Source organism: Tenacibaculum sp. TB-56 (assembly GCF_059716275.2).
Genome location: NZ_CM201367.1, coordinates 979,932 through 1,004,516, shown reverse-complemented (window position 1 = coordinate 1,004,516; position 24,585 = coordinate 979,932). Strand labels below are relative to the sequence as shown.

The window sequence follows — 24,585 nt, the reverse complement described above, 5'->3', positions numbered from 1 at the left end:
GCGTAAACAAATGATTAATTTTTTCAGATTAGTAAGTTTATTAGAAGGAATATCTTACATTTTATTGCTTTTTATAGCAGTTCCAATTAAATACATGCAAGGAAATCCAGAATATGTAAAAATGTTAGGAATGCCTCACGGATTACTATTTGTAGGGTATATCGTATTAGCAATTATGTTGAAATACGAGTTAAACTGGAACGGGAAAACTTTCGGAATCGTTTGTTTGTTGTCTATTTTACCTTTCGGAACCTTTTTCGTAGGAAGATATCTTAAGCAAGAAACAGTATAATATTGACTTAATGTATTAGTGATTTAATGTAATAATGACATTCTTAAAGTTCATGCTACATTAAATCATTATTACATTAGTAAGTATATCATTGAACAACTATCCTCCGCTTACTGGAGGTATAATGGCTATTACATCATTTTCTCGTATGAGTGTATCATCGCTTGCATAACTCTCATTAATAGCCACAGCATACGAACTCATTTTTTGAAATTCAGGAAATTCATTAGAAAGAAATTCTTTAAAACTAGCTACCGTGCTTTTGTTAGGTAGTTCTAGGGTTAATGAAGAACTATCAGCTAAATCTGCAGCGATACCAAAAAGTAATAGGGTTGTTTTCATATAAAACAGTTGTGTTACAAATTTACAATTTTATCCCAAAAAGGACTCTGTTTTCATTTTTTCCGTTAAAGTTTGAGCGAGCAAAATCTACACGTAAAAAACGCCATTTTCCAAAACCAACATTGTCTAAACCAATAGCAAATTCAGAATAGGGTTTGTTACCCGCAGTAAATAATCCTTTTGCTCCTGTAACTAAATGAAAATTCAGCTTATTTAATAAAGGGATTTTACTTAATAATGCTCCTTTAAAGTTGTATTCTCCATGAAGTTCAGCATATTTATCGTTAGAACTTAATTTGTAATAAGGAAGCATGTAAAAGTTGTTTAAATAGTTGTTGTTTGGAGCTATTAATAAACGATTTCCGTTAAAATGAGCATAATCTATAAACGGAATGTCTTTTTGTTCTAAAAACAGTCCTCCTTTAGCTTTGTAGGAAAACTCTCCCCAGTTGCTTAAATTAATATGTTGGTACAGTTGTGAGAATATGATATCTGAATTCCACTCAGAATTTCCAGATCCGAAGTTTTTTTGATAACCAATATACAACGATGGATATTTACGACTGGTAATATTGTATTTTCCATCAGGATATGATAAATACTTTTGACCAAAATTGATGTTAGCTCCCACCGAAAATGTCCACATTTGATGCGGAGTAAATCCTGAAGTAAAATTGTTTGGTTCTTGTGGATTGTTAGAAGTGTAATCAACATCTTTTTTAGGGAACATTACATAGTCTGAGGTATTGAACAGCGGTTTTCTATCGGCAAATTCTAGAGAAGAAAACATACGAATTCCGTTAGTTACTTCTTGTGAAAAAGAAGCTTTTGCATAAGTTTTTTCGTAGATTTTTAGGTAATTTCTTTCAAAACCAATTGAACTTATGGTATTCCAAAACTTAGAAATAGGTTCTTTTTGGTTGAATTGTGGTGTAGCAATTCCTCCAGAAATATGCAGGTATGGTCTTGTTGTATTATTCCACTGGTAGTTGAAGTAGGCAGTAGGGCGCGCTTTTTTTTCTGAAAAACCATAATTAACATCGGCTCCCATACCAAATCGTTTTCCTTTTTTATTTAGAGTTTTTCGGTAGTTAATTCCTAAAGAAGAATTCCAGCCTTGTACGGTGTTAAAATTGATGTTTTCAACGGGAGAAGAAATGCTCAACGACCATTTGTTGTAAGAATCTCGGTAGGTATAACCAGAAAGAATATCCAACGGTTTAAATTTGTTGCTTTTGGTATCGATTGAATCTAAATATTTTTCTGATTTTCGAATAGCTTTAATACTGTCTTTCAGTTTATAATCTGTTATCTCTTCTACTGTTAGAGCTACTGGACGTATGGTGTTCCAATATGTAGAATCTTTTTCTGTAGCATTTTCAGCAAAGGAAAGTATTTCGTTACTGAAAGTTTTTTCATTAAAATCAGGAGAAAAATTATAATTTGAATAAGCAGCAGAAAAGCGTCCGTTAAAATGAAATCCGAACATACCTGCTTTAAAATCGATGGTTTGAGTTATAGGAACCCACGCTTTATTTTTTGTTGAAAAATTATAGTTCTGTTTAATATGTAAAGAATCAACCATTGGCAAGCTTATTTGTGCTCCTGTTACAATAACATCGGCTCCATACACAGCCCAATCATCTTCAACAATATAAATATATCCACTAAAAACACGGTCATTTTTTCGTTTAGGTAGTAGTTGAATTTTGTTAATTAATTTTCCGTTTTCATTGTAAAATACCCCTGCTAGCTTGTAATTATAGTACCCGAAAGCTCCGTTTGCTATAGGAGAAATTATACGAACATCCGCTAGATTAAAAGAATTTTCATAAAAATTAAAGTTAACATCTTCAGCTTGGTTAAAGCTAATGCCATTGTCTTCACCACTAACTTTTGAGGCTATAATGTGTTCTTTAAAATTTTTAGGTCTTTTTTGAAATGCAATTTTAGAAACCGTTTCAGAAAGGTACACCACACCACTTCGGGTAGAATCCAATCCACCACCCATATCACCAATATCTTGTCCTAAAAATTTCTTTGGTAAATCCTTTACTTTAAATAATCCTCTAGAGTAAAAATCGGCAGTATATTCAGCAAATTTATCAGTGTTTTTATTTTTATGAGTAATAGCATTTCTAATAATTTTGTTGGCAGGATTTTCTTCTAAAGAAACCACAACTTCATCTAAAACCACTTCTTCTTCTGTTAAAGAAACATCTACTGTGAAAGGAAAAGAATTGATTTTAACTGTTTTTTTTATGGTTTTATAACCTAACATTTGAAAAATTAGGGTGTGATTTCCTGTTTTGGAGAGTGCTAATTCATAATCTCCATTGGTATTGGTAGTTGTACCTGTAATCGTGTTTTCTAAGTAAACACTTACAAAAGAAATAGGTTGTTTTTTAGTGTCTGTAACTCTTCCTTTAACTTGAGAAAAGGTTATTGACGAGCATATTAGAAATAAAAAAGTAGTTATATTTTTCATAGTCAGTTAGTTGTTGGTAGCAAACATAAAAGAAGAACTTTGTAAAGTGTATTTAAGAAGTGTTAAATAACTTACAAAGTTCTCTTAATTAATAGTAAGACTATGAGGTAAAAGAAATGTTACAAAAGATTACTTAACCGTATCTTTTTGCTGTGTTTTTTTCTTTTTTCCGAATAACCCACCTAATACGTCGGTTACTTTTTTAACAGTTTCATCCTTTTTAGTGGTTGTAGAAGTACTGTCTTTCTTTTTATCTCCCAATAAACCACCTAAAGCATCATTGACTAATTTGTCTTTTTGTTGATCGATTAGTTTTTGACTTAATTTGCTAACCGATGAAGACATGTCTGTTTTTACAGAAGGACTCATCATGTTACCCGTAATATTAGCCGTAATAGGAACTGTAATATTTTGCTGATCTTTTGCGCTTAATTTAGAAAGTAATCCTTCGGCTTCGTTACCTAAGTATTTAGCAGGAACATTTAAAGTAACATTGTAGTTCATTGTTTTGTCAAAACCATGACTTCCGCCAACAGTAATTCCAATGTCGTTATACTTTAAATCGAAAGGTTTTACAACTACTTGTCCGTCTTTAAAAGATAAATATGTTTTAATATCTGATAGGTCTAGTTTTGTTAAATCCATAAATGATAATTTATCATTTAGTAAGCTTAACGCTTTAGTTTTTTCAGGATTGATGCTAGTCGTTAACAATTCAGCTAATGCTTTACCAGAAACAGAAGCTAAGTTCAGTGTAAAATCATCATTTAAACTACCAGATAAATCAATGTCAGAATTTAATTTACCACTCATAGCACCCGCAATAGGACTCAATGATTGTAACAAATCTAAACTAGTAAAGGATTGAGCAATGTCAAAAGATTTGATACCTAACTTCATATCGAAAGTAGGCTTCTCTTTTTGTGTGTTAACTTCTCCATTTAAAGCAATTTGACCATTAAAAATACCAGCATTCATATTTTGTAAGATGGCTTTTTCGTCTTTTAAAAGAAGTGTTCCGGTAACATTTTGTAAAGTTAAGTTATCATAATGTACCGTTTTTGCATTTGCTTTTACAGAACAGTCTAAGAAAGCAGGAATTTTTAAAGATTCACTAGATGTGTTTTCTTTAGAAGTTTCTTCTTTTTTCTCAGAAGTCTCTGGATTTTCTTGCATAAAATCACTTACATAAAAAACATTTGAATTTAGGTTGAAGTTCCCTTGTAATTTATTATCAGAAAGTAAAAAACCTAATAAGTTTTTAAGAGTTCCAGTAGCATTTAAATCACTTTTTCCTGTAGTAGCATCAAACTTAGTTAATGAAACAGTACTTGGGGTAAAAGTAACAACGGTGTTTTTGATATGAAGAGGATTTACAACATCTTCCGAAGAAAAAACAAAATCGCTAACCTCCATTTTTCCGTTGTTTTTAATACGACTTACAACACTATTTTCAATAGCTTTCATATCAAATTCGGTATGTAAATCTGCTTTTAAAATACCACTTAATTCATTTTGTAAATCAATAGGGTAAGCTTGACTTAATTTAGCAAGATTCAATGTCCCCTTTACAGTAGCATTAACTTTAGGATTAGTTGTTAAATTGTAGACATTTCCTTTTCCAGAAAAAGTATCTTCATCAATTTTAAATGATAAATTGTTAATAGAAACATAGGTGTTTTCAACTTTACCTGTAGTATTCTTTATTTGGGTATCTATGTTGATGTTTTGAACACTTTTTGGTAAATCAGGATATTTAAATGAAGCGTTGTTAGATTTCATAGTGATATCTAACTTCGGAATATGGTTGTCGTCAATGATTCCGTTTACTTTTCCGTCAACACTAAAGTTACCAGTAGTAGAAACGTTAGCAATACTTTTAGTGTAAGTTTCAGGAATCAATCCTAAAAAGTTTTTAAAGTCAGACGATGGTGTTTTAAAGTTAATATCAACCTCTTGGTTATTTTCGTTTATTTGAACATATCCGTCAAAAATTAAAGGTAAATTATTCAATTTAGCTTCATTTTTTAAGAAAGAAAACTTCATGTTGGTTAAATCCATTCCTAAAATGGCATCTAACTCTATTTTTTGATTCTCTGCGTACGAATTTCCGTCCATTCCAAAAGAAACTAAGGTAGAAGTTTGAGTGTCTAACTCTGTGTTTGATTGAGAGAAGTCACCGCTACCACTGTGGTTTAACTCAGTTAATTCAAGATGTAGTTTCCCTTGTTTATCATTATATTTTATCGTAGCGTTGTTAATAGCGTATGAGTTAATTGATAATCCAAAAGTTGATGGTTCTTCATCTTTTACCTCTTTAGTATCAGAAGGTTTTGCAATATCGTAGTTCGCATTTCCTTTTTCATCAATTAGTACATTTACCAAGGCATCATCAATAGTAAACGATTTAATATTTAACTGTTCTGATGAAGCTTTAAAAAGTTCGGTAAGTTTTAAGGCTAAGTTTACTTCTTTAGCGTATACTAAAGTATCTCCTTCAAAAGGAGCATTATTAATAACCGTTAGGTTAGATAATTGTACTGATGCGTTTGGGAAATTTCTAAGCAAGCTTAAACTTGAGTCGCTAAAATCAACTTTAGCATTTACGTTGTTGTTAATGGTAGTTTTTACCAAGTTCATCACTTTATCTTGAAATAGTAGGGGAATACTAATCAAAAGGATGAAGAAAAAAACTATAATACCTAATAATATTTTATATATCTTTTTCATTATGAATAAAGTTTGTCATGTAATACTAACAAACAAATTTCAACATTTATTTGTAAATAAAAAGTGAATAAAATTATAATTTTTCTTTTGGTAATTTTGTGGCGATAAAACCATGTATTTTGGATAAGAAACAGCAATACTCAAATTTTATAAAAGCACAAGCAAAACGCTTGGGTTTTTTGGAATGTGGTATAGCAAAAGCTGATTTTTTAGAAGAGGAAGCTCCTCGATTAGAAAAATGGTTACAGAATGGATATCATGGAGAGATGCATTATATGGAAAACCATTTTGATAAACGTTTAGATCCAAGGTTATTGGTTGATGGGGCGAAATCAGTAATTTCTTTATCGTATAATTATTTTCCTTCGGAAGTTCAGCAAGAAGGAAGTTATAAGATTTCTAAATATGCTTACGGACAAGATTATCATCATATCATAAAAGATAAATTACGAGAATTATTACAGTTGATTAATGATGAAATAGGCGAAGTTTCAGGGCGTTGTTTTGTTGATTCTGCTCCTGTGTTAGAACGTGCTTGGGCAACAAAATCTGGGTTGGGGTGGAATGGAAAACACTCGTTATTAATTCAAAAGCAACAAGGATCCTTTTTCTTTTTAGCTGAATTGATTATCGATTTAGAATTAGAATACGATGTTCCTTTTAAAACAGATCATTGTGGAAGTTGTACTCGTTGTATTGATGCATGCCCAACACAAGCTATTTTACCTAATAATACAGTGGATGGAAGTAAATGTATTTCATATTTAACAATTGAGTTAAAAGATGCAATTCCATCAGAATTTAAGGGAGAAATGCAAGATTGGATGTTTGGTTGTGATGTATGTCAAGATGTATGCCCGTGGAATCGTTTTTCAAAACCACATGAAGAGTCGTTGTTTGCACCGCAAGAGAGTTTGTTAGATATGACAAAACGGGATTGGCAAGAGTTGACGCAAGAAACGTTTAGTAAAGTATTTAAAAAATCGGCAGTAAAGCGGACTAAGTTTTCAGGACTGACAAGAAATATTAATTTCTTAAAAAAATAAAAGCAGGTTTAAAACCTGCTTTTATTTTTAATCTATTTAGGGTTAGTTTCTCCAAAGAAAAACCAATTAATTCCTTTTTTAATCTTGCCTCCTTCTTTAGGGGTGTCTTCTACTACTGCTCCATTTGATCCAGCAGCTCCACTATCTTCAAATAACTTTACAACAAAATCTTCATAAGAAGAGTTTACTTCTTCTTGTAAGTAAGAATTGAAGTATAATTCACTGGCTTTTTCTCCTTTTATTTTTTCTATCTCTAAAAGAGTTTTGTACAAAGGCTCTATTTTTTGAATTACACTTTGTGGTAAAGCTTTTCTTCTACCGGTGTAACCAGTTATTTTTCCTTTTTCGTCTTTTTCAACATCAAAATCTGTAATAACCCAATAGTATCTACCAGTTCTTGTTAGGTTTTTAACGATAGCATGAAAGTTCTCACCTTTTTTTAACGCATCCCATAACACTTTAAAAGCTACTTTAGGCATGTCTGGGTGGCGAATAATGTTGTGAGGTTCTCCTACTAATTCAATGGTGCTATATTCACAAGTGTTAGAAAAAACATCATTAGCATATAAAATTGTTCCGTAGATATCGGTTTTACTTACAATAGTCTTAGTTTTGTCCCATTGTACTTCTTCATCAATAATGTGTCTTTGTGTGGTTTCCATTTTCTATTGGTTTAAGGTTGGGACAAAGTTGAGGAGAAAAAGAAATACTAAACATGACTTTTGTCAGGTTGTCAATTTTTTTTGATTGATGTTCTGTAACTCTTAAATTTAACATAAATAGTATAAGGAGTACTATAACTTTTATCGGGTAGTAAATTATTTTTACTTAACAAACAAAATGTATATTTGTAAGTTCAAACAAACAAGAACGAACCTATGAGAGATTCTAGAAAAAGGCATGAAGCTTTACTTTATCATGCCAAACCGAAGCCAGGAAAAATAGCAGTAGTACCTACCAAAAAATACGCAACTCAACACGATTTATCATTAGCGTATTCACCAGGTGTTGCTGAGCCTTGTTTAGAAATAGCGAAAGACAAAAACAACGTTTATAAATATACTTCAAAAAGCAATTTAGTAGCTGTTATTTCAAACGGAACAGCTGTTTTGGGATTAGGCGATATCGGTCCTGAAGCTTCTAAACCAGTAATGGAAGGAAAAGGATTGTTATTTAAAATTTTTGCTGATATTGATGTTTTTGATATTGAAGTTGACGCGACAGATGTAGATAAATTTGTAGAAACAGTAAAAGCAATCGCTCCTACTTTTGGAGGAATTAATTTAGAAGATATCAAAGCTCCAGAAGCTTTTGAAATTGAACGAAGATTAAAAGAGGAATTAGATATTCCTGTAATGCACGACGACCAACACGGAACTGCAATTATTTCTGCTGCAGCCTTAAAAAATGCATTAGAGATTAATGAAAAAAACATCGAAGATGTTAAAATAGTGGTGAACGGAGCAGGGGCAGCAGCTATTTCATGTACACGTTTGTATTTAGCTCTTGGAGCTAAACGCGAAAACGTAATCATGTGTGATAGTAAAGGTGTCATTAGAAAAGACAATGAGAATTTAACCTCTCAAAAAGCGGAGTTTGCTACAGATGTAGATGTGAATACTTTAGAAGAAGCCATGTTAAATGCTGATGTGTTTATTGGTTTATCTAAAGGAAATGTGGTTTCTCCAGAAATGTTGTTGTCTATGGCAAAAAATCCTATTGTTTTTGCAATGGCGAATCCTGAACCAGAAATTGATTACGATTTAGCAATTGCTACTAGAGATGATATCATCATGGCAACAGGAAGGTCAGATCATCCTAATCAGGTGAATAATGTGTTAGGATTCCCTTTTATTTTCCGTGGAGCATTAGATGTTCGTGCTAAAAAGATTAACGAAGAAATGAAAATTGCTGCGGTACATGCGTTGGCAGATTTAGCTAAGCAATCAGTGCCAGAGCAAGTGAATATTGTGTACGATGAGGTAAGTCTTTCCTTCGGAAAAGAGTACATCATTCCAAAACCATTTGATCCAAGATTAATTTATGAAATTCCTCCAGCAATTGCGAAAGCTGCGATGGATTCTGGTGTAGCTCAAGAGCCTATTGAAGATTGGGACAAGTACCGTGAAGAGTTAATGGATCGTTCAGGGACAGGAAGTAAAGAGGTTAGGATGTTACATAACCGAGCTAAGAAAGCTCCAAAACGATTAGTGTTTGCAGAAGCAGATCATTTAGATGTGTTAAAAGCTGCACAGAGAGTTTATGAAGAAAAAATTGGACATCCAATTTTATTAGGAAGAAGAGAAATCATCTTAGAGTTAAAAGCTGAGTTAGGTTTTGATGCTGATATTCCGATTATCGATCCTAAAACAGATGAAGAAGAAGATAGAAGAAATCGTTATGCTGAAGCTTTCTGGAAAACAAGACAACGTAAAGGAGTTACGTTTTTAGAAGCTCAAAAATGGATGCGTGAACGTAACTATTTTGCTGCAATGATGGTAAATTCTGGTGAAGCAGACGCATTGATTACAGGATATTCAAGACCGTATCCGTCAGTAGTAAAGCCAATGTTAGAATTGATTGAGAAAGATCAAGGAGTAACAAGAGTGGCGGCTACGAACATGATGTTAACTAAGCAAGGACCAATGTTCTTGGCAGATACGACGATTAATATCAATCCAACAGCGAAGGATTTAGCTAAGATTACACAGTTAACATCAGTATTAGCTAAAATGTTTGGAATGAAGCCAAACGTAGCAATGTTAGGTTTTTCAAACTTTGGTTCATCTAAATCTGAAAGTTCAGCCAAAATAAGAGAAGCAGTTTCATATATCCACCGTAATTACCCTAATGTTGTTGTTGATGGTGAATTACAAGCAGATTTTGCGTTGAATCCTGAGTTATTAGCTAAAGAATTCCCGTTTTCTAAATTAAATGGAAAAAGAGCCAATGTTTTAATCTTCCCTAACTTAGAATCAGCAAACATTACGTACAAATTAATGAAAGCTGTAGATGAAGTAGAGTCTATAGGGCCTATTTTATTAGGAATGAGTAAACCAGTACACATTTTACAATTAGGTGCTAGTGTAGATGAAATGGTAAACATGGCTGCCGTAGCAGTGGTTGACGCTCAGAATAAAGAAATGAAAGCTAAAAAGAAAGCTCTTCAGAACTCTTAATAGGGTTAGGAAACTTTTTTTAAAAAATAATTTTGTCTATTTTAGGCAAATAGAAAAAAATCGCTGGATGATAACACAAATTAGGGGGAAGCTTGTGGAGAAAAATCCTACATACGCCGTTGTAGATTGTAACGGGGTAGGGTATTTACTGCATATTTCACTAAACACATATTCATCATTACCAAATGATGAATATGTGTTGTTATACACACACTTATCTATTAGGGAAGACGCACATACGTTATATGGTTTTTCAACCAAGATGGAACGAGAAGTGTTTTTATTATTAACTTCAGTTTCAGGTGTAGGACCAAGTATCGCAAGAACTATGTTGTCTTCAATGACTTCTCAAGAAGTTCAACAAGCTATAGCTTCAGAAGATGTAAAACTTATACAATCAGTTAAAGGAATTGGAGCAAAAACAGCACAACGTGTTATTGTCGATTTAAAAGATAAAGTTTTAAAAACTTTTGATCTTGATGAAGTTTCTGTAGTACAGAACAATACAAATAAAGAAGAAGCGTTATCTGCTTTAGAGGTTCTTGGCTTTGTTAGGAAGCAGGCCGATAAAGTAATAGGGGGAATATTAAAAGAAACACCTGATGCAAGTGTTGAAATACTTATAAAGCAGGCGTTGAAAAAATTATAAAAAAGTTTGGAAAAATCAGTTATGAACAGACTAGTAACAGTGCTTGCTTTTTTAGTAAGTGTTGTTTCGTTTTCGCAAAATACGCAAAACGATAGTACAAAAACTGTTAAGAAAGATACTGTTGTTCCTCTCAAATATAATTTTAAAAATAACCAAAACGGCGCTCTTTTTTTAAGTAACCCTAGTCAAAAAGTAGTTACTTATGATAAGGTGTTGAACAAGTTTATGATTGTTGAAAAAGTAGGAGATTACTATGTGGGAACTCCTATTTTTATGACACCAAAAGAGTATGACGAGTATCGTTTAAAAAACGATTTAAAAGATTACTTCAAAGAAAAGGTAGATGCTACCAATCCGAAGAAAAAAGGAAGTGATGCTGCTCGTAAAAACTTACTCCCAAAATATTATGTAAATTCTAAATTTTTTGAATCTGTTTTTGGTGGAAATACAGTGGAGGTAAATCCAACAGGGCAAATTAATATCAAATTAGGAGGAGTTTATCAAAATAACGAGAACCCTCAAATTTCTGTAGAAAACCAAAGTAGTTTTACGTTTGATTTTGATCAACAAATTAGTGCGAGTATACAAGCTAAAGTAGGGAAGCGATTAAAAGTAACCGCAAATTACGATACACAGTCTACTTTCGATTTTCAAAATGTTATAAAATTAGAGTACACACCTACCGAAGACGATATTATAAGAAATATTGAAGCGGGTAACATTAGTATGCCGATTAAAAACTCATTAATTAACGGAGCGCAATCGTTATTTGGAGTAAAAACACAATTGCAATTCGGTAAGACGTATGTTACAGCTGCTTTTTCACAACAAAATTCACAATCTAAAACGGTAATAGCCGAAGGTGGCGCAACGATTGAACCTTTTGAGTTACGAGCTTCTGACTATGATAATGATCGACACTTCTTCTTATCGCAATATTTTAGAGAAAATTACTCAAAAGCTTTAGAGAGATACCCGCTAATTAATAGCCCGATAAACATTACTCGTATAGAAGTTTGGGTAACGAACAGAAATCAAAATGTAAGCGATTATCGTAGTATCGTTGCTTTTGCCGATTTAGGAGAGTCAGATGATGACAACGAGGTGAATCCGTCAGAAATTATTACCACACCAGGAGCAATATCTGCTAATTCTGCGATTTTACCATATAACGGAGTAAACAATTTAAGTTCTTTATTAACTGCTACTAGTGGTGGAATTAGAGATGTTGCAACGGTAGATAATGCCATAAACGGTATTGGTGTTCCAGCTCGACAAGGTTTTAACTACACGTATTTACAAAATGCTCGTAGGTTACAACCTAATGAGTTTAAGTTACATCCGCAGTTAGGGTTTATTTCGTTAAACCGACGATTAAACGACGGAGAAGTTTTAGCAGTAGCTTTTGAGTATACTGTTGTTGGTGCATCTAATAGCGAAACAGTTTTTAGAGTAGGTGAATTTTCAAACGACGGAATTGTAGCGCCATCAAACATAGCCGTAAAATTATTACGTAGCGAAATTTTAAACACAGTACGTCCAGGAACATCAACACCAACGAATCCTGGTGAGCCTTTTCCTACCTGGCGTTTAATGATGAAAAATGTGTATGCTTTAGGAGCATTTCCGTTACAACGTGATGGTTTCCGTTTCGAGTTATTGTATCGAGATGACGAAACAGGAACACTACAAAACACCTTACAAAACGCGACAACTACGGCGTTAAAGAACGAGCCTTTATTAAGGTTACTGAATTTAGATAAGCTAGACCAAAGTGAGTATGCAGTTACGAATGGAGATGGTTTTTTTGATTATGTAGAAGGAATTACGGTAAATTCTGAAAGAGGATACATTTTGTTTCCCGAACCAGAACCATTTGGAGAAGATTTATTACTAAAGTTAACGAATCCGCTTGATCAAGAAAAATATGGTTTTGAGGAATTGTATTTAACTACTAAGATTCAAGCAAAAAACGAATATCAAAATCTAGATAAATTCTTTTTAAAAGGATATTTTAAATCGGAAACTAGTAGAGGAATTTCTTTAGGAGCATTCAATGTTCCAAGAGGTTCAGTACGTGTTACAGCAGGAGGAAGACAACTAGTTGAAGGAGTTGATTACGTGGTAGATTATCAGTTAGGTCGTGTACAAATTTTAGATCCAGGTTTAGAAGCATCAGGAATTCCAATTAATGCTTCCGTAGAAAATAATACCTTTTTCAATCAACAAAGAAAAACGTTTATTGGAGTAGATATAGAGCATCGTTTTTCAGACGATTTTATTTTAGGAGGAACCTTCTTAAATGTTAGCGAAAAACCTATCACACCTAAAGTAAATTTTGGTGGAGAGCCTATTGATAATATCATGTTAGGGTTAAATTTAGATTACTCTTCTGAAGTACCTTATTTAACTAAATTAGCAAACAAACTGCCATTCGTGGAAACCGAAGTACCTTCAAATGTTTCGGTAAGAGCAGATATGGCTTATTTATTACCAGGTGCTCCAAGCGGAATTAATGTAGACGGTACAGCAACTTCATATTTAGATGATTTTGAAGCTTCTCAAATTCCAATCAACTTAAGTTCGCCACAACAATGGTTTTTAGCAAGTACACCAGAATCGCAAGGATTTGATGGTGGTGCTTTTGGCTTAGAATACAATTATAAAAGAGGAAAATTAGCATGGTATAATGTTGATCAGTTATTTTACGGAAGCGGAAACAGACCAAGTAATATTGATGAAAATGAGTTGTCGAGAGATGAAGTTCGTCAAATACGTTACAATGAGTTATTTCCTGAAACAGATTTAGATATTACGCAGCAAAATTTAGTTCGCACATTAGATTTAGCCTATTATCCTGCAGAAAGAGGTCCGTATAACTATAATGAAAATGCTAACACTGTGTTGCCAGAAGAGCGCTGGGGAGGTATTATGCGAGCATTAACCACCAATAATTTTGAGCAAGCAAACGTAGAGTACATTCAGTTTTGGTTAATGGATCCGTATGATAATTATTCAATTACTGCGGAAGAAGGATTGCCAGCAGGAGTTAATCCAGATGACCCAACTAACCGAGTAGGAAAGCTGTTTATTAACTTAGGAAATGTTTCTGAAGATATTTTAAAAGACGGAAGAAAACAGTACGAAAATGGACTTCCTGAAGATGGACAAAAAGTAGATGGAGGAAATGTTGAAACATCTATTTGGGGAACCACACCTATCAATCCATCAATCATATATGCTTTTGATTCTAGCAACGATGCAAGAACAAACCAAGATGTTGGTTTAGACGGATTGAGCGATGAAGAAGAAAGAGCAAAGTTTCCTGCTTTTGCAGGATTAGATGATCCGGCAGGAGATAATTTCCAATTTTTTAGAGGAGGAGCAATTGAAAGTACTGATCCTTCGGTTTTATCACGTTATAAAAACTATAACGGTACAGAAGGAAATTCGCCAACGGCAAGTCAATCAGGAGAATCGTATCCAACATCATCAACCACTTATCCAGATACAGAAGACATCAATAAGGATCAAACGATGAATCCTGTAAATAGTTATTTTGAGTACGAGGTTTCATTAAATAAAACAGATTTACCTCAAGACAATAATGATTTAGCAGGAAGAACAAATAAAAATCACATTATAGATGTTAAAAATGAAAGAGTAACATTACTTAATGGGGCAGAGAGAGAGGTTAAATGGTATCAATTTAGAATTCCGGTAAGAAATGTAGAAGACTTTCAACGAATTAATGGTATTTCCGATTTTAACAGTATTCGTTTTATACGAATGTTTCTTGCAGGATTTAAAATGCCAGTAGTTTTACGTTTCGGAGAGTTCGAATTGGTTAGAGGAGATTGGCGTAGATATACCAAAACTTTACCAGAGTCAGGTACACCAGTTCCTTTACAAACAGTAGATTTAAATAAGTTTGAAGTAGGAGTTGTAAGTATTGAACAAAACCCAGAACGTTACGCGTTGCCTCCAGGAATTGAACGAGAAGAATTACAAGGAACGAATAGAATTCAACGTCAGAATGAGCAATCTGTAACCTTAAGAGTTACCGATTTAGAAGCTGATCAGGCGCGAACGATTTATAAAAATATTAGCATTGATATGCGTAGGTATAAAAACTTACGTATGTTTTTACATGCCGAAAGTCCGAATACCCCAGAAGGAGCAGGTGATGACGATATGGTTGCAATTATCCGTTTAGGAACCGACTTAAACGATAATTACTATCAAATTGAAAAGCCATTAAAAATATCAGCATCAAATGCTTCTATCGATACAGATATTTGGCCAACTGAAAACAACTTAGATATTTTACTTGAAGAATTAGCAAACCTTAAAATCCAACGACCAACAGGAGATCCTATTTCTAACATTTTTGCTGGTGTAAGCTCTAAAGGATTGGATATTTCGGTTAAAGGAAATCCGACATTGGCGCAAATAAGAACCATAATGTTGGGAGTTAAAAACAAGACAGTTTCTCCAAAATCAGTAGAAGTTTGGTTTAACGAATTACGTGCCGTAGGTTTTGATAATAAAGGTGGTTGGGCAGCTGTAGTAAATGCCGATGCAAACATGGCTGATGTGTTAGATGTTTCTTTAGCAGGAAGAATGTCTACCGTTGGTTTTGGTAATGTTGAAGATAGAGTTCAGCAACGAAGTATTGAAGAGGTTAAACAATATAGTGTAGCAACCAATGTTCAGTTAGGTAAAATGATGCCTAAAAAATGGAACATGCAAGTACCAATGAGTTATACGTATGGTGAAGAATTTAGAGATCCAAAATACGATCCGCAGTTTCAAGATGTAGAATTAAAAGATGCGATTGATAAAAATCCAAATAGTAAAAATGCGCAAGATTATACAAGAAGAAAAAGCATTAGTTTTATCAATGTAAAGAAAAACAGGAATCCAGAGAGTAAGAAAAAGCCAAAGTTTTACGATGTAGAAAATTTCTCTGCTTCTTATGCACACAGCGAAGAGTTTCATAAAGATTACAATATTGAAAAGTTCGAGAATAAAAATGTAATGGCAGGAGCTAGTTACAACTTCAATTTTGTGCCTTTTTCTATTGAACCATTTAAAAATTCAGAAGGATTTAAGAGCAGGTATTTACAATTTATAAAAGATTTAAACTTTAATCCAGTACCTAAAACCTTAGCGATAAATTCAAGAATTAATAGAAATTACAACAGCCAACAATCACGAAATTTAATTCAAGATATTGGGTTAACACCGCAACCAGAACTTATACAGCGTAGGTTTTTATTTAACTGGGATTATACAGTTGGTTTTGACTTAACAAAATCGTTACAGTTAAACTTCAACGCAACGAACAACTATATATATGATAGTTTTGGACAAGATGAACAACTAGAAGTTTACGATCAGTTTTTTAGTATTGGTAGACCCGATAATTATCATCAAAAACTAAACGCAACCTATAAATTGCCATTAGATAAGTTTCCTTTTTTAACCTTTATTAATGCTGATTATGGTTATACAGCAGACTTTGATTGGAAAGCAGGTTCGCAAAGTTATATTGAAGAAGTTGGAAACATGATTCAAAATGCGAATACTCATAACCTAAATACCAATATAGATTTTGGACGTTTTTATAAAATTATAGGGGTAGATAAGTTGTTGTTAAAAGGAGCAAAAAAACAACCAGCTCAACAAGGAACAGCTACTTTAGGGGGGAATCAAGTAGCACAAAATGTAAAGTTAAAAAGCAAAGCTACTTTCGGACAAAAACTAGGAAAAGGATTTTACGATGTTTTAACATCGGTAAAAAGGGCGAAAATTAGCTATGCTCAAAATAACGGAACACTATTACAAGGATACAAACCTTCGGTAGGATTCTTAGGAAGAAATAGTTATGATGGAGGTTTAGCACCAACTTTAGGATTTGTTTTTGGTAGTCAAACAGATATTTTAAATAGAGCAATTGAAAACGGATGGTTAATCACCCGAAATGACGGCGAAGAATATTACAGTAAAAACTACGCCAAGACAAGATATAAAAAGCTAGATTATACTGTATCAGTAAAACCGTTTAGAGACTTAACTATCGATTTACAAGGAAACAGAATTCAAACAAGTAATTTAACACAACAATTAGATGTTGTTTCTAACGGAAGTGGAGGTTTTGAGCAAGATCCTAATATCAAGCCTTTTGAAACAGGAAACTATAGCATAAGCCATTTTATGTTAGGAACTGCTTTTACAGATAATGAAACCTTGTATCAAAACTTTTTAGATTATAGGCAAGAAATTTCAGGAAGACTAGCTAATGAGCAAGGTATAACTGCTAACAATTCCAATCCGGCTAACAGTGATCCAGGTTTTAAAACAAACGGACAACAAGCAATGTTGCCAGCATTTATTGCAGCATATTCGGGTAACAGTCCTAATTCGGTAAGTACAGGAATCTTTAAAAACATTCCAATCCCTAACTGGACTTTGCGTTATAACGGATTTATGAAGTACAAATGGTTTAAGAAAAACTTTAGCTCATTTACCTTATCACACGGATATAATTCCCTTTATACTATAGGTAATTACACCAATAATTTACAGTATGATGCGAATAGTACAACAAATACAAATACTTCTGGTAATTATCAACCAGAACTCTTAATTTCGTCGGCAACTTTAATTGATGAATTTTCTCCATTAATAAAAGTAGATTTCAGAATGAAAAATTCTATTTCGTTTAAAGGAGAAGTAAGAAAAGATAGAACGTTAACTTTAAACTTTAACAATAACACGTTAACAGATATTAAAGGAACAGAATATGTTTTAGGATTTGGATATAAGATTAGAGATGTTAAATTTGTCACCAGATTTACAGGAAAGAAAGAAACCTTAAAAGGAGATATAAATTTAAGAGCAGATGTTTCGTTAAGAGACAACCTAACTTTAATAAGAAGTGTAGATAAAGAGAATAGCCAGATAACAGGAGGAGAAAAGTTATTCGGATTAAAATTTATCGCCGATTATAATTTAACAAGTAATTTAACTGCTTCTTTTTATTATAATCATCAAACGTTTGAGTATGCGGTTTCTACTACTTTTCCAAGACAATCAATTAATGCAGGAATTAATATAGTATATAACCTAGGAAATTAAAACAAACACAATAAAAAATAATTACAATGAACATTCCATCAGAATTAAAGTATACCAAAGATCACGAGTGGGTTAAGGTAGAAGACGGTGTAGCAACTATTGGTATTACTGATTTTGCACAAGGTGAATTAGGAGACATCGTATATGTAGATGTTGACACTTTAGATGAAGAATTAGAAGCTGAAGAGGTTTTCGGATCGGTAGAAGCAGTAAAAACAGTTTCAGATTTATTTATGCCTTTATCAGGTGAAGTAGTAGAGTTTAACGAAGCTTTAGAAGATGAACCAGAATTGATAAACTCTGATCCTTACGGAGCAGGATGGATGGTAAAAGTAAAATTATCAGACGATTCACAAGTAGCAGATTTATTAAGTGCTGAACAATATCAAGAGCTTATTAAAGGATAAACTAACAACAATAGCAATACTTATTACTTTAGGTATTGCTATTCTTAGTTTAATAAAGCTAGGAAAATCACCCATACAGATAAACCATTTAGATAAAATTAAGCATGCTTTTGCTTATTTTGTACTAAGCTTCGTATGGTTGATAGCCTTAAGAACAACAAGAATTAGTAAATATTTAATAGTTTTTTGTTGTTTTTTTTACGGCATAATTATTGAGACTCTACAAGTTACAATCACATCACATCGATCAGGAGAGATTTTAGATGTAATCGCAAACACGACGGGTATTTTAATAGCTTTTATTGCATATAATTCTTTTTTTAAGAAAAATGAGGCTATTTAAAGATTATGCTTGTATAAGTTGAAATAAATTAATTAAATTAGCGAACTATTAAAAACATTTAGGATGGAAATCAAGAAAAATCCAAAATCAAACTTAGAAAATTACAGTAAGCTATTTATGCAAATAGGTTTGGTTTTTGCTTTATTTGTAACGTATGTTGCTATCGAAAATAAAACATATGATAAAGAATATGCTGACTTAGGTATGGCAAATATGGCTTCTGAAATTGAAGAAGAAACAATCGAGCTTCAAATTGAGCCACCAAAACCAAAACCAAATACGCCACCACCACCAGCTCCTGAAAAAATTGAAGTAGTAGAAGACGAAAAAGAAGTAGAAGAAACAATTATCGAATCTACAGAAACTGATGAATCTGAAGAAATCATTGTTGAAGACATCGAAGAGGTAGAAGAGGTAGAAGAAGTAGTAGAAGATGTACCTTTTGCTATTATTGAAGAAGTTCCTGTATTTCCTGGATGTACAGGTACAAAACAACAAAAGAAAGACTGTTTAAACAAGAATTTACAAAGACATGTTCAGCGTAACTTTAACGCCGAGTTGGCTAATGAATTAGGTTTATCACCAGGGAAAAAGAGAATCTATGTTCAGTTTAAGATTGACAAAGATGGTTCTATTACTAGCGTAGCAGCAAGAGCTCCACACCCAAGGTTAAAGCAAGAAGCTGAAAGAGTAGCTAGAAAAATTCCTAAAATGCAACCAGGTAAACAAAGAGGTAGACCAGTAAGAGTTGGTTATACATTACCTATTACATTTAACGTAGAGTAGTAAATTATCTTACTTATAAAAACTTAAAAGCAATCCATTTCGGATTGCTTTTTTTATTGGCATGTTTCTTGTTTTTAGATGATTAGTAATTTAAAATAAATGCACTATGAAAACAACAAAAAAACATGCTAGAAAGCAGTTAGAAAAATTCTCAACAATTTTTACTCAGTTAGGCTTAGTACTCACTTTATTTATAGTTTTTTTAGCTTTAGAGCATGAAACAGAAAAGGAAGTAGCGGTTTTAAAACCCTCAAGTAGTGAGTTGTACGAACCCGTTTACAGCTTTAAACAGCCTTTTATTTTAAAAAGAGTTGAACAGGTAACGGAATATCCAAAGAAAAAAAAGGTACTTAAAGAAATTCAAAAACCAAAAGTAGTAGACAATGATACTGAAATTACTGCGGTAATTGAAATGCCTGTTGATGAACCTATAATAGATGTAACTGCAATTCCGCAGGAAAAAGAAGAAGAAATAATTGATAAAGCAGACGATCCAATTTCAATCAATAATGTACAAAACACACCAGTATTTAAAGGCTGTGAAGGACTATCAGAAGAAGAAAATAGAAAGTGTTTCGAACGAAAAATTCAGCAACATGTACAACGTAATTTTAATTCAGTACTTGCGCAAGACGTAGGGTTAAGTTCTGGAAAATATAAAATCTTAACACAGTTTGTAATTGATGAATCTGGAAGCGTGATCGATATTCAAATTAGAGCGCCACACGCTAAATTAGAAAAGGAAACGGATAGAGTGGTGAATAAAATTCCGCAGTTTCAACCAGGAAAGCAGAACAACAAAGAAGTAAAAGTAAAATATACCTTACCAATTCTTTTTAAAGTTGAATAATAATTAAAAGCTCAACCATTTAGGTTGAGTTTTTTTATTTTTGTTTATATGGATACAAATAAAACGTTTTTTGCACACGAAACAGCTGTTATAGATGACGGATGTACTATTGGAGAAGGAACAAAAATTTGGCATTTTAGTCATATAATGCCTAATTGTATAATAGGGAATAATTGTAATATAGGTCAAAATGTAGTGGTATCACCACAAGTTGTATTGGGTAGCAATGTAAAAGTTCAAAACAATGTTTCTATTTATACAGGGGTTATTTGCGAAGACGATGTTTTTTTAGGTCCGTCTATGGTGTTTACGAATGTTATTAATCCGCGTAGCGCTATTAAAAGACAAAATCAATACTTAGAGACCATTGTAAAAAAAGGTGCGAGCATAGGTGCCAATGCAACGATTGTTTGCGGTAACAATATAGGAGAATATGCTTTTATTGGTGCTGGAGCCGTAGTTACAAAAGAAGTTGCTCCCTATGCATTAGTTGTAGGGAATCCTTCTAAGCAAATTGGTTGGATAAGTGAATATGGGCATCGCTTAGATTTTGATGAAAAAGGATATGCTGTTTGTCCAGAAAGTGAAGAAAAATATCAACTGAAAGATAATAAAGTCACAAAGTGTTAACCAAAGGTTTGTAAAGGGTAAAAAAAAGATTAAAAATTTTAAAAAAAGTATTTGTAAAAAAGAAAAACTTATTTATCTTTGAATTGTGGTTGAAAAACCACTTTCTTTTTCTTTTTCATAGCAATTTTTCCCACTCAATTATGAGTGGGTTTTTTTATGCTCAATTCCCAAATCAGGAAAGAGTATAAAACCACATATTCTAAGGCAATTAGCCAAAGATTTTCCTTCCAAGGAATATTAGCATAAGCCTGATAACTTAATATAATAACAAAGCTCCACACCATAGGGAAACGATATTTGGTAAATACTGATAAAATTAGAAGAGAACCAATATACCAAGGGTGCATTGTTGTACTTACAAAATAATAGAACGATAAACCAAATAACATTGCTGTTATCAATTGCATCGTAGATGTATTTCTTCTGAAAAAAGTAAGAACCAAAAGAAAACTAACAGTAAGAAGAGGGATTGTTTTACCTATAATAGCAATTTCATTGTATCCTCTAAACAAATAACCTATTTCTCTTGCAATATAGTAGAAGCTCGCATTAAACTCGAAATTTCGAAACCAAAGTCCTAAAGAATTCGAATAATTGGCTATGAATTCAAGAGAGAAAAATGGAAGGAAAGTTATGGCAATTGTTAATAGTACAACTGTGTAAAAACCAATTAATTTTTTGATACCGACAGTATAAGACGTTTCATTTTTTACAAACCATTGATAAAATAAGGGTAAGAAAATCAAGGGAATTAGTTTTACGGAAACCGCACAAGCTAACAAAACACCTGCCCAAATCCATTTTCGATGTTGCAATTTGTACAAACTCCAAACTACAAAAAACAGCATTACAGGCTCAAAATGTAAGTTCCCAGTAAACTCTATAATTACGAAAGGATTTAAAATATATAAAAAGATATTATGAACGGGTAACTGTAATTTTTCTAAGAGCTTTTTTCCGAAGTATAAAATTCCAATATCAGCTAAAATAATGAGGAGGCGCATCACAATCACACTTCCCAAAATGCTGTGTTTTGAAAACAAAGCAGCTAATAAAAAACACAACTGATTAATGGGAGGGTAATTAGTATAATGACTTCCGTTTAATTGTCCCATTCCCTTATACAATTCTGTTGCTTGTAAAATAGGTGCGTTGTTTTGCTCAATTAAAGTTTGAGGTAAAGATAAATACGGATTAAATCCTTCTAAAATCATACGACCATCCCAAATAAATCGATAAAAATCTTGTGATAAATTAGGTATAACTAATAAGAATATCAACCTAAAAAGAATTGCAATAGCAACCCAATATTTAAATGAAACCTGTTTGTTTTGTAGCAAATAATAAAAAGAACCAAATAAGCCAATCCACAAAATTAGTAGTTTGTAAAACTCGGTACGTTCTAAAGAGTAGGCAAAAAAGGTATAAAAGCATACACTAACAAATGTTAGTATAAGTACGTTGTATTTTTTTAGTAAAGACATTTATGCCTTAGAAAACAGAGATTTATAAAAAACATATCCAAAACCAACAAACAACATTAAGTGAAAAGGAAACATTCCAAAATCACCGCCTTTATTCCCAACAATAAAAGCGCTATACATTCCAAATGCAAAATACAGGGTTAATACTCCTTCAATAATTACATGTAACGAAGGTTTTTTACGGATGTATTTGTTGTTTTTCCAACTATCTTTTAACGATTTAATATTGAATTTTGGTGTTCTAACAAATTCACTTTTTTTTCCTAGATGACCTTCTAAAACAGCAATGGTGTTGTGTAGTGAAAAGCCCATTGCAATAGAGAAAAAGGCAAAAAAAGCTCCGATATATTTTATAAAGTTTAACATACCTCCTCCATAAGTTTTCTTGTACATAAACCAATAACAAATAAAGAAAATCAGTGTGCTTATGATGAAGAAACTCATCACTAAAAAGTAAATTTTTAAATGTGCATATTCGTTTTTAATATACAACATAGGTATACTTAAAATAGCTACTAAAAAAATACAAGTAAACATTGAACTATTGAGAAGGTGCAGAGTTCCGTGAATTTTAGTTTTCAAAGGAATATTCTTGTTTGTAAGAATCCTTTTTAGCATTTTTTGAAAATTTTCGGCTCCACCTTTATTCCATCTAAATTGTTGTGAGCGAGCAGCACTAATAACCACAGGTAATTCAGCTGGAGTTACAACATTTTCTAAGTATTTGAATTTCCAGTTTTTTAATTGTGCGCGGTAGCTTAGGTCTAAATCTTCGGTCAAGGTATCTCCTTCCCAATTTCCTGCATCATAAATACATTCTTTACGCCATATACCAGCGGTACCATTAAAGTTGATGAAATGTCCTTGACTATTTCTCCCCACTTGTTCTAAAGTAAAATGAGCATCTAAAGCAAAAGCTTGAATTTTTGTTAAGGTCGAATAGTTTCTGTTGATGTGTCCCCAACGAGTTTGTACCACACCAATTTTAGGGTCCTTGAAATAAGGAACCGTTTCTAACAACCAGTTTTCTTTAGGTAAAAAATCTGCGTCAAAAATGGCAATGAATTCTCCTTTAGCAGTTTTTAACCCCTCTTTTAAAGCTCCAGCTTTAAATCCTTGACGATTTTCTCGTCTAATATGTTGAATGTCTAATCCTGTTTTTTGAAGTTCTGCTATTTGTTTGGCAGTATTTTCAACCGATTCATCTGTAGAGTCATCCAGTACTTGAATTTCTAATTTTTCACGGGGATACTCAAGTTTTGCTATATTATTTAGCAAGCGTTCCATTACATACAACTCATTAAAAACGGGTAATTGTATGGTTACATAAGGAATTTCGCTCGGATTTGAAAAATCAAATTTAGGTGAGTTGTCTTGCTTTTTTCTTGCTTTTAAATAATTTATCAGCAAGTTAAATTGCGCTAAAGCATATAGTAAAATAAGAACTAGCGATATGGTGTATAGCGTAATTATTGTATATTCTAAGACCATTATTTAAAGCTATATTTAAAAATCCAACCTAAAATTTTAACGCCAGCTAATATACTACCTTTTACAGTTCCTGAAACTTTTGAAACGCCTATTCTGTTTCGGTATTTCATAGGGACTTCAGTATAACTTAATTTTTGTTTTAAGGCTTTTAGTTGCATTTCAACCGTCCATCCGTAGGTTTTATCCTCCATTTGTAAAGCTAATAGTTTGTCGTATTTAATAGCTCTAAATGGAACCTAAATCGGTGAATTTAGCGCCAAAAAATAGTTTCATTAAAGTTGTAGCTAACCAGTTGCCGAAAATTTGTTGTGGAGTCATAGAGCCATGTTCACGCAAGTGTTTTACTCGGGATCCTATTACAAAATCTATATTGTTTTTAAGTATAGGTTCAACAAGTTCGTTGAGTTGTTCAGGGTAATCAGAATAATCTCCATCTAGGAAAACAATGATATCTGGTTTTTCGTTTTTTAAGGAAACATACTGCATTCCTTTTAAACAAGCATATCCGTACCCTTTTCTATTTTCTGAAAGTACTGTAGCTCCTGCATTTTTTGCATTAACTTCGGTATTGTCAGTTGAATTATTGCTAATCACAATGACTTCATCTACTATAGAAGGAATGTCGTTTATGACAAGAGCAATAGAGTCTTGTTCATTATAGGCGGGGATGATTACTTTAATTAAAGGTTTCATTTGCTATTTTAAAGCTTGCAAGGTATTGTGTT

General features: G+C 32.7%; 16 protein-coding genes and 1 pseudogene. 10 read left to right on the top strand and 7 right to left on the bottom strand.

Annotated elements, in window-relative coordinates; all coding sequences use genetic code 11:
• Positions 1 to 10 precede the first annotated feature (10 nt).
• The gene (locus AC3VI6_RS04840) at positions 11 to 292 is read left to right on the top strand and encodes a DUF3817 domain-containing protein (RefSeq protein ID WP_497705354.1); all 282 of its coding nucleotides are present in this window, start codon (positions 11 to 13) and stop codon (positions 290 to 292) included.
• Positions 293 to 391: 99 nt separating this feature from the next.
• Here the strand turns inward: AC3VI6_RS04840 and moaD are convergent, their stop codons facing one another.
• The 3 genes from moaD to AC3VI6_RS04825 form a co-directional block, all read right to left on the bottom strand.
• On the bottom strand, positions 392 to 634 hold the full coding sequence (gene moaD, locus AC3VI6_RS04835; protein ID WP_299004688.1) for a molybdopterin converting factor subunit 1: 243 nt from the start codon (positions 632 to 634) through the stop codon (positions 392 to 394).
• A gap of 22 nt (positions 635 to 656) precedes the next feature.
• The gene (locus AC3VI6_RS04830; RefSeq protein ID WP_497705353.1) at positions 657 to 3,122 is read right to left on the bottom strand and encodes a DUF5686 family protein; all 2,466 of its coding nucleotides are present in this window, start codon (positions 3,120 to 3,122) and stop codon (positions 657 to 659) included.
• Positions 3,123 to 3,251: 129 nt separating this feature from the next.
• Positions 3,252 to 5,852: an AsmA family protein gene (locus tag AC3VI6_RS04825; protein ID WP_497705352.1), complete on the bottom strand. Its 2,601-nt coding sequence runs from the start codon at positions 5,850 to 5,852 to the stop codon at positions 3,252 to 3,254.
• 119 nt (positions 5,853 to 5,971) lie between these two features.
• Here AC3VI6_RS04825 and queG point away from each other — a divergent pair, with 119 nt between their 5' ends.
• On the top strand, positions 5,972 to 6,898 hold the full coding sequence (queG, locus tag AC3VI6_RS04820; RefSeq protein ID WP_497705351.1) for a tRNA epoxyqueuosine(34) reductase QueG: 927 nt from the start codon (positions 5,972 to 5,974) through the stop codon (positions 6,896 to 6,898).
• Between the two features lie 32 nt (positions 6,899 to 6,930).
• Here the strand turns inward: queG and AC3VI6_RS04815 are convergent, their stop codons facing one another.
• Complete coding sequence (locus tag AC3VI6_RS04815) at positions 6,931 to 7,560, bottom strand: PAS domain-containing protein (protein WP_497705350.1); 630 nt, start codon at positions 7,558 to 7,560, stop codon at positions 6,931 to 6,933.
• A 216-nt stretch (positions 7,561 to 7,776) separates the two neighbouring features.
• Here AC3VI6_RS04815 and AC3VI6_RS04810 point away from each other — a divergent pair, with 216 nt between their 5' ends.
• The 8 genes from AC3VI6_RS04810 to AC3VI6_RS04775 all read left to right on the top strand — a co-directional run bounded on the left by AC3VI6_RS04810 (position 7,777) and on the right by AC3VI6_RS04775 (position 20,885).
• Positions 7,777 to 10,077, top strand: coding sequence for an NADP-dependent malic enzyme (locus AC3VI6_RS04810; protein WP_497705349.1), 2,301 nt, complete (start codon positions 7,777 to 7,779; stop codon positions 10,075 to 10,077).
• A gap of 67 nt (positions 10,078 to 10,144) precedes the next feature.
• Complete coding sequence (gene ruvA, locus AC3VI6_RS04805) at positions 10,145 to 10,726, top strand: Holliday junction branch migration protein RuvA (protein WP_497705348.1); 582 nt, start codon at positions 10,145 to 10,147, stop codon at positions 10,724 to 10,726.
• A gap of 21 nt (positions 10,727 to 10,747) precedes the next feature.
• Positions 10,748 to 17,869 carry a T9SS outer membrane translocon Sov/SprA gene (sov, locus tag AC3VI6_RS04800; protein ID WP_497705347.1) on the top strand — a complete coding sequence of 2,374 codons (7,122 nt, stop codon included), beginning with the start codon at positions 10,748 to 10,750 and terminating at the stop codon, positions 17,867 to 17,869.
• A 26-nt stretch (positions 17,870 to 17,895) separates the two neighbouring features.
• A complete protein-coding gene (gene gcvH / locus AC3VI6_RS04795) occupies positions 17,896 to 18,276 on the top strand; it encodes a glycine cleavage system protein GcvH (RefSeq protein WP_435253824.1) in 381 nt (126 codons plus the stop codon).
• Complete coding sequence (locus AC3VI6_RS04790; protein ID WP_366936905.1) at positions 18,242 to 18,619, top strand: VanZ family protein; 378 nt, start codon at positions 18,242 to 18,244, stop codon at positions 18,617 to 18,619. Before gcvH ends, AC3VI6_RS04790 begins: the two co-directional genes overlap by 35 nt.
• 63 nt (positions 18,620 to 18,682) lie before the next feature.
• Positions 18,683 to 19,405, top strand: a complete 723-nt coding sequence (locus AC3VI6_RS04785; RefSeq protein WP_497705346.1) for an energy transducer TonB — start codon at positions 18,683 to 18,685, stop codon at positions 19,403 to 19,405.
• A 106-nt stretch (positions 19,406 to 19,511) separates the two neighbouring features.
• Positions 19,512 to 20,255 carry an energy transducer TonB gene (locus tag AC3VI6_RS04780; RefSeq protein ID WP_497705345.1) on the top strand — a complete coding sequence of 248 codons (744 nt, stop codon included), beginning with the start codon at positions 19,512 to 19,514 and terminating at the stop codon, positions 20,253 to 20,255.
• Between the two features lie 48 nt (positions 20,256 to 20,303).
• Positions 20,304 to 20,885, top strand: coding sequence for an acyltransferase (locus AC3VI6_RS04775; RefSeq protein ID WP_497705344.1), 582 nt, complete (start codon positions 20,304 to 20,306; stop codon positions 20,883 to 20,885).
• Positions 20,886 to 21,019: 134 nt separating this feature from the next.
• Here the strand turns inward: AC3VI6_RS04775 and AC3VI6_RS04770 are convergent, their stop codons facing one another.
• From AC3VI6_RS04770 to AC3VI6_RS04760, 3 genes and pseudogenes are all read right to left on the bottom strand, one after another.
• Positions 21,020 to 22,369 carry an MptA/MptB family glycosyltransferase gene (locus AC3VI6_RS04770; protein ID WP_497705343.1) on the bottom strand — a complete coding sequence of 450 codons (1,350 nt, stop codon included), beginning with the start codon at positions 22,367 to 22,369 and terminating at the stop codon, positions 21,020 to 21,022.
• Positions 22,370 to 23,860, bottom strand: a complete 1,491-nt coding sequence (locus tag AC3VI6_RS04765) for a cellulose synthase family protein (protein ID WP_497705342.1) — start codon at positions 23,858 to 23,860, stop codon at positions 22,370 to 22,372.
• A pseudogene (locus tag AC3VI6_RS04760) lies at positions 23,860 to 24,553 on the bottom strand (glycosyltransferase family 2 protein). The gene AC3VI6_RS04765 and the pseudogene AC3VI6_RS04760 overlap by 1 nt, the downstream one beginning before the upstream one ends.
• Positions 24,554 to 24,585 lie beyond the last annotated feature (32 nt).

Coding starts and splice junctions, on each gene's coding strand:
- AC3VI6_RS04840 (WP_497705354.1), top strand. CDS start 11: ATGATTAATTTTTTCAGATTAGTAAGTTTATTAGAAGGAATATCTTAC.
- moaD (WP_299004688.1), bottom strand. CDS start 634: ATGAAAACAACCCTATTACTTTTTGGTATCGCTGCAGATTTAGCTGAT.
- AC3VI6_RS04830 (WP_497705353.1), bottom strand. CDS start 3,122: ATGAAAAATATAACTACTTTTTTATTTCTAATATGCTCGTCAATAACC.
- AC3VI6_RS04825 (WP_497705352.1), bottom strand. CDS start 5,852: ATGAAAAAGATATATAAAATATTATTAGGTATTATAGTTTTTTTCTTC.
- AC3VI6_RS04815 (WP_497705350.1), bottom strand. CDS start 7,560: ATGGAAACCACACAAAGACACATTATTGATGAAGAAGTACAATGGGAC.
- AC3VI6_RS04810 (WP_497705349.1), top strand. CDS start 7,777: ATGAGAGATTCTAGAAAAAGGCATGAAGCTTTACTTTATCATGCCAAA.
- ruvA (WP_497705348.1), top strand. CDS start 10,145: ATGATAACACAAATTAGGGGGAAGCTTGTGGAGAAAAATCCTACATAC.
- sov (WP_497705347.1), top strand. CDS start 10,748: ATGAACAGACTAGTAACAGTGCTTGCTTTTTTAGTAAGTGTTGTTTCG.
- gcvH (WP_435253824.1), top strand. CDS start 17,896: ATGAACATTCCATCAGAATTAAAGTATACCAAAGATCACGAGTGGGTT.
- AC3VI6_RS04785 (WP_497705346.1), top strand. CDS start 18,683: ATGGAAATCAAGAAAAATCCAAAATCAAACTTAGAAAATTACAGTAAG.
- AC3VI6_RS04780 (WP_497705345.1), top strand. CDS start 19,512: ATGAAAACAACAAAAAAACATGCTAGAAAGCAGTTAGAAAAATTCTCA.
- AC3VI6_RS04775 (WP_497705344.1), top strand. CDS start 20,304: ATGGATACAAATAAAACGTTTTTTGCACACGAAACAGCTGTTATAGAT.
- AC3VI6_RS04770 (WP_497705343.1), bottom strand. CDS start 22,369: ATGTCTTTACTAAAAAAATACAACGTACTTATACTAACATTTGTTAGT.
- AC3VI6_RS04765 (WP_497705342.1), bottom strand. CDS start 23,860: ATGGTCTTAGAATATACAATAATTACGCTATACACCATATCGCTAGTT.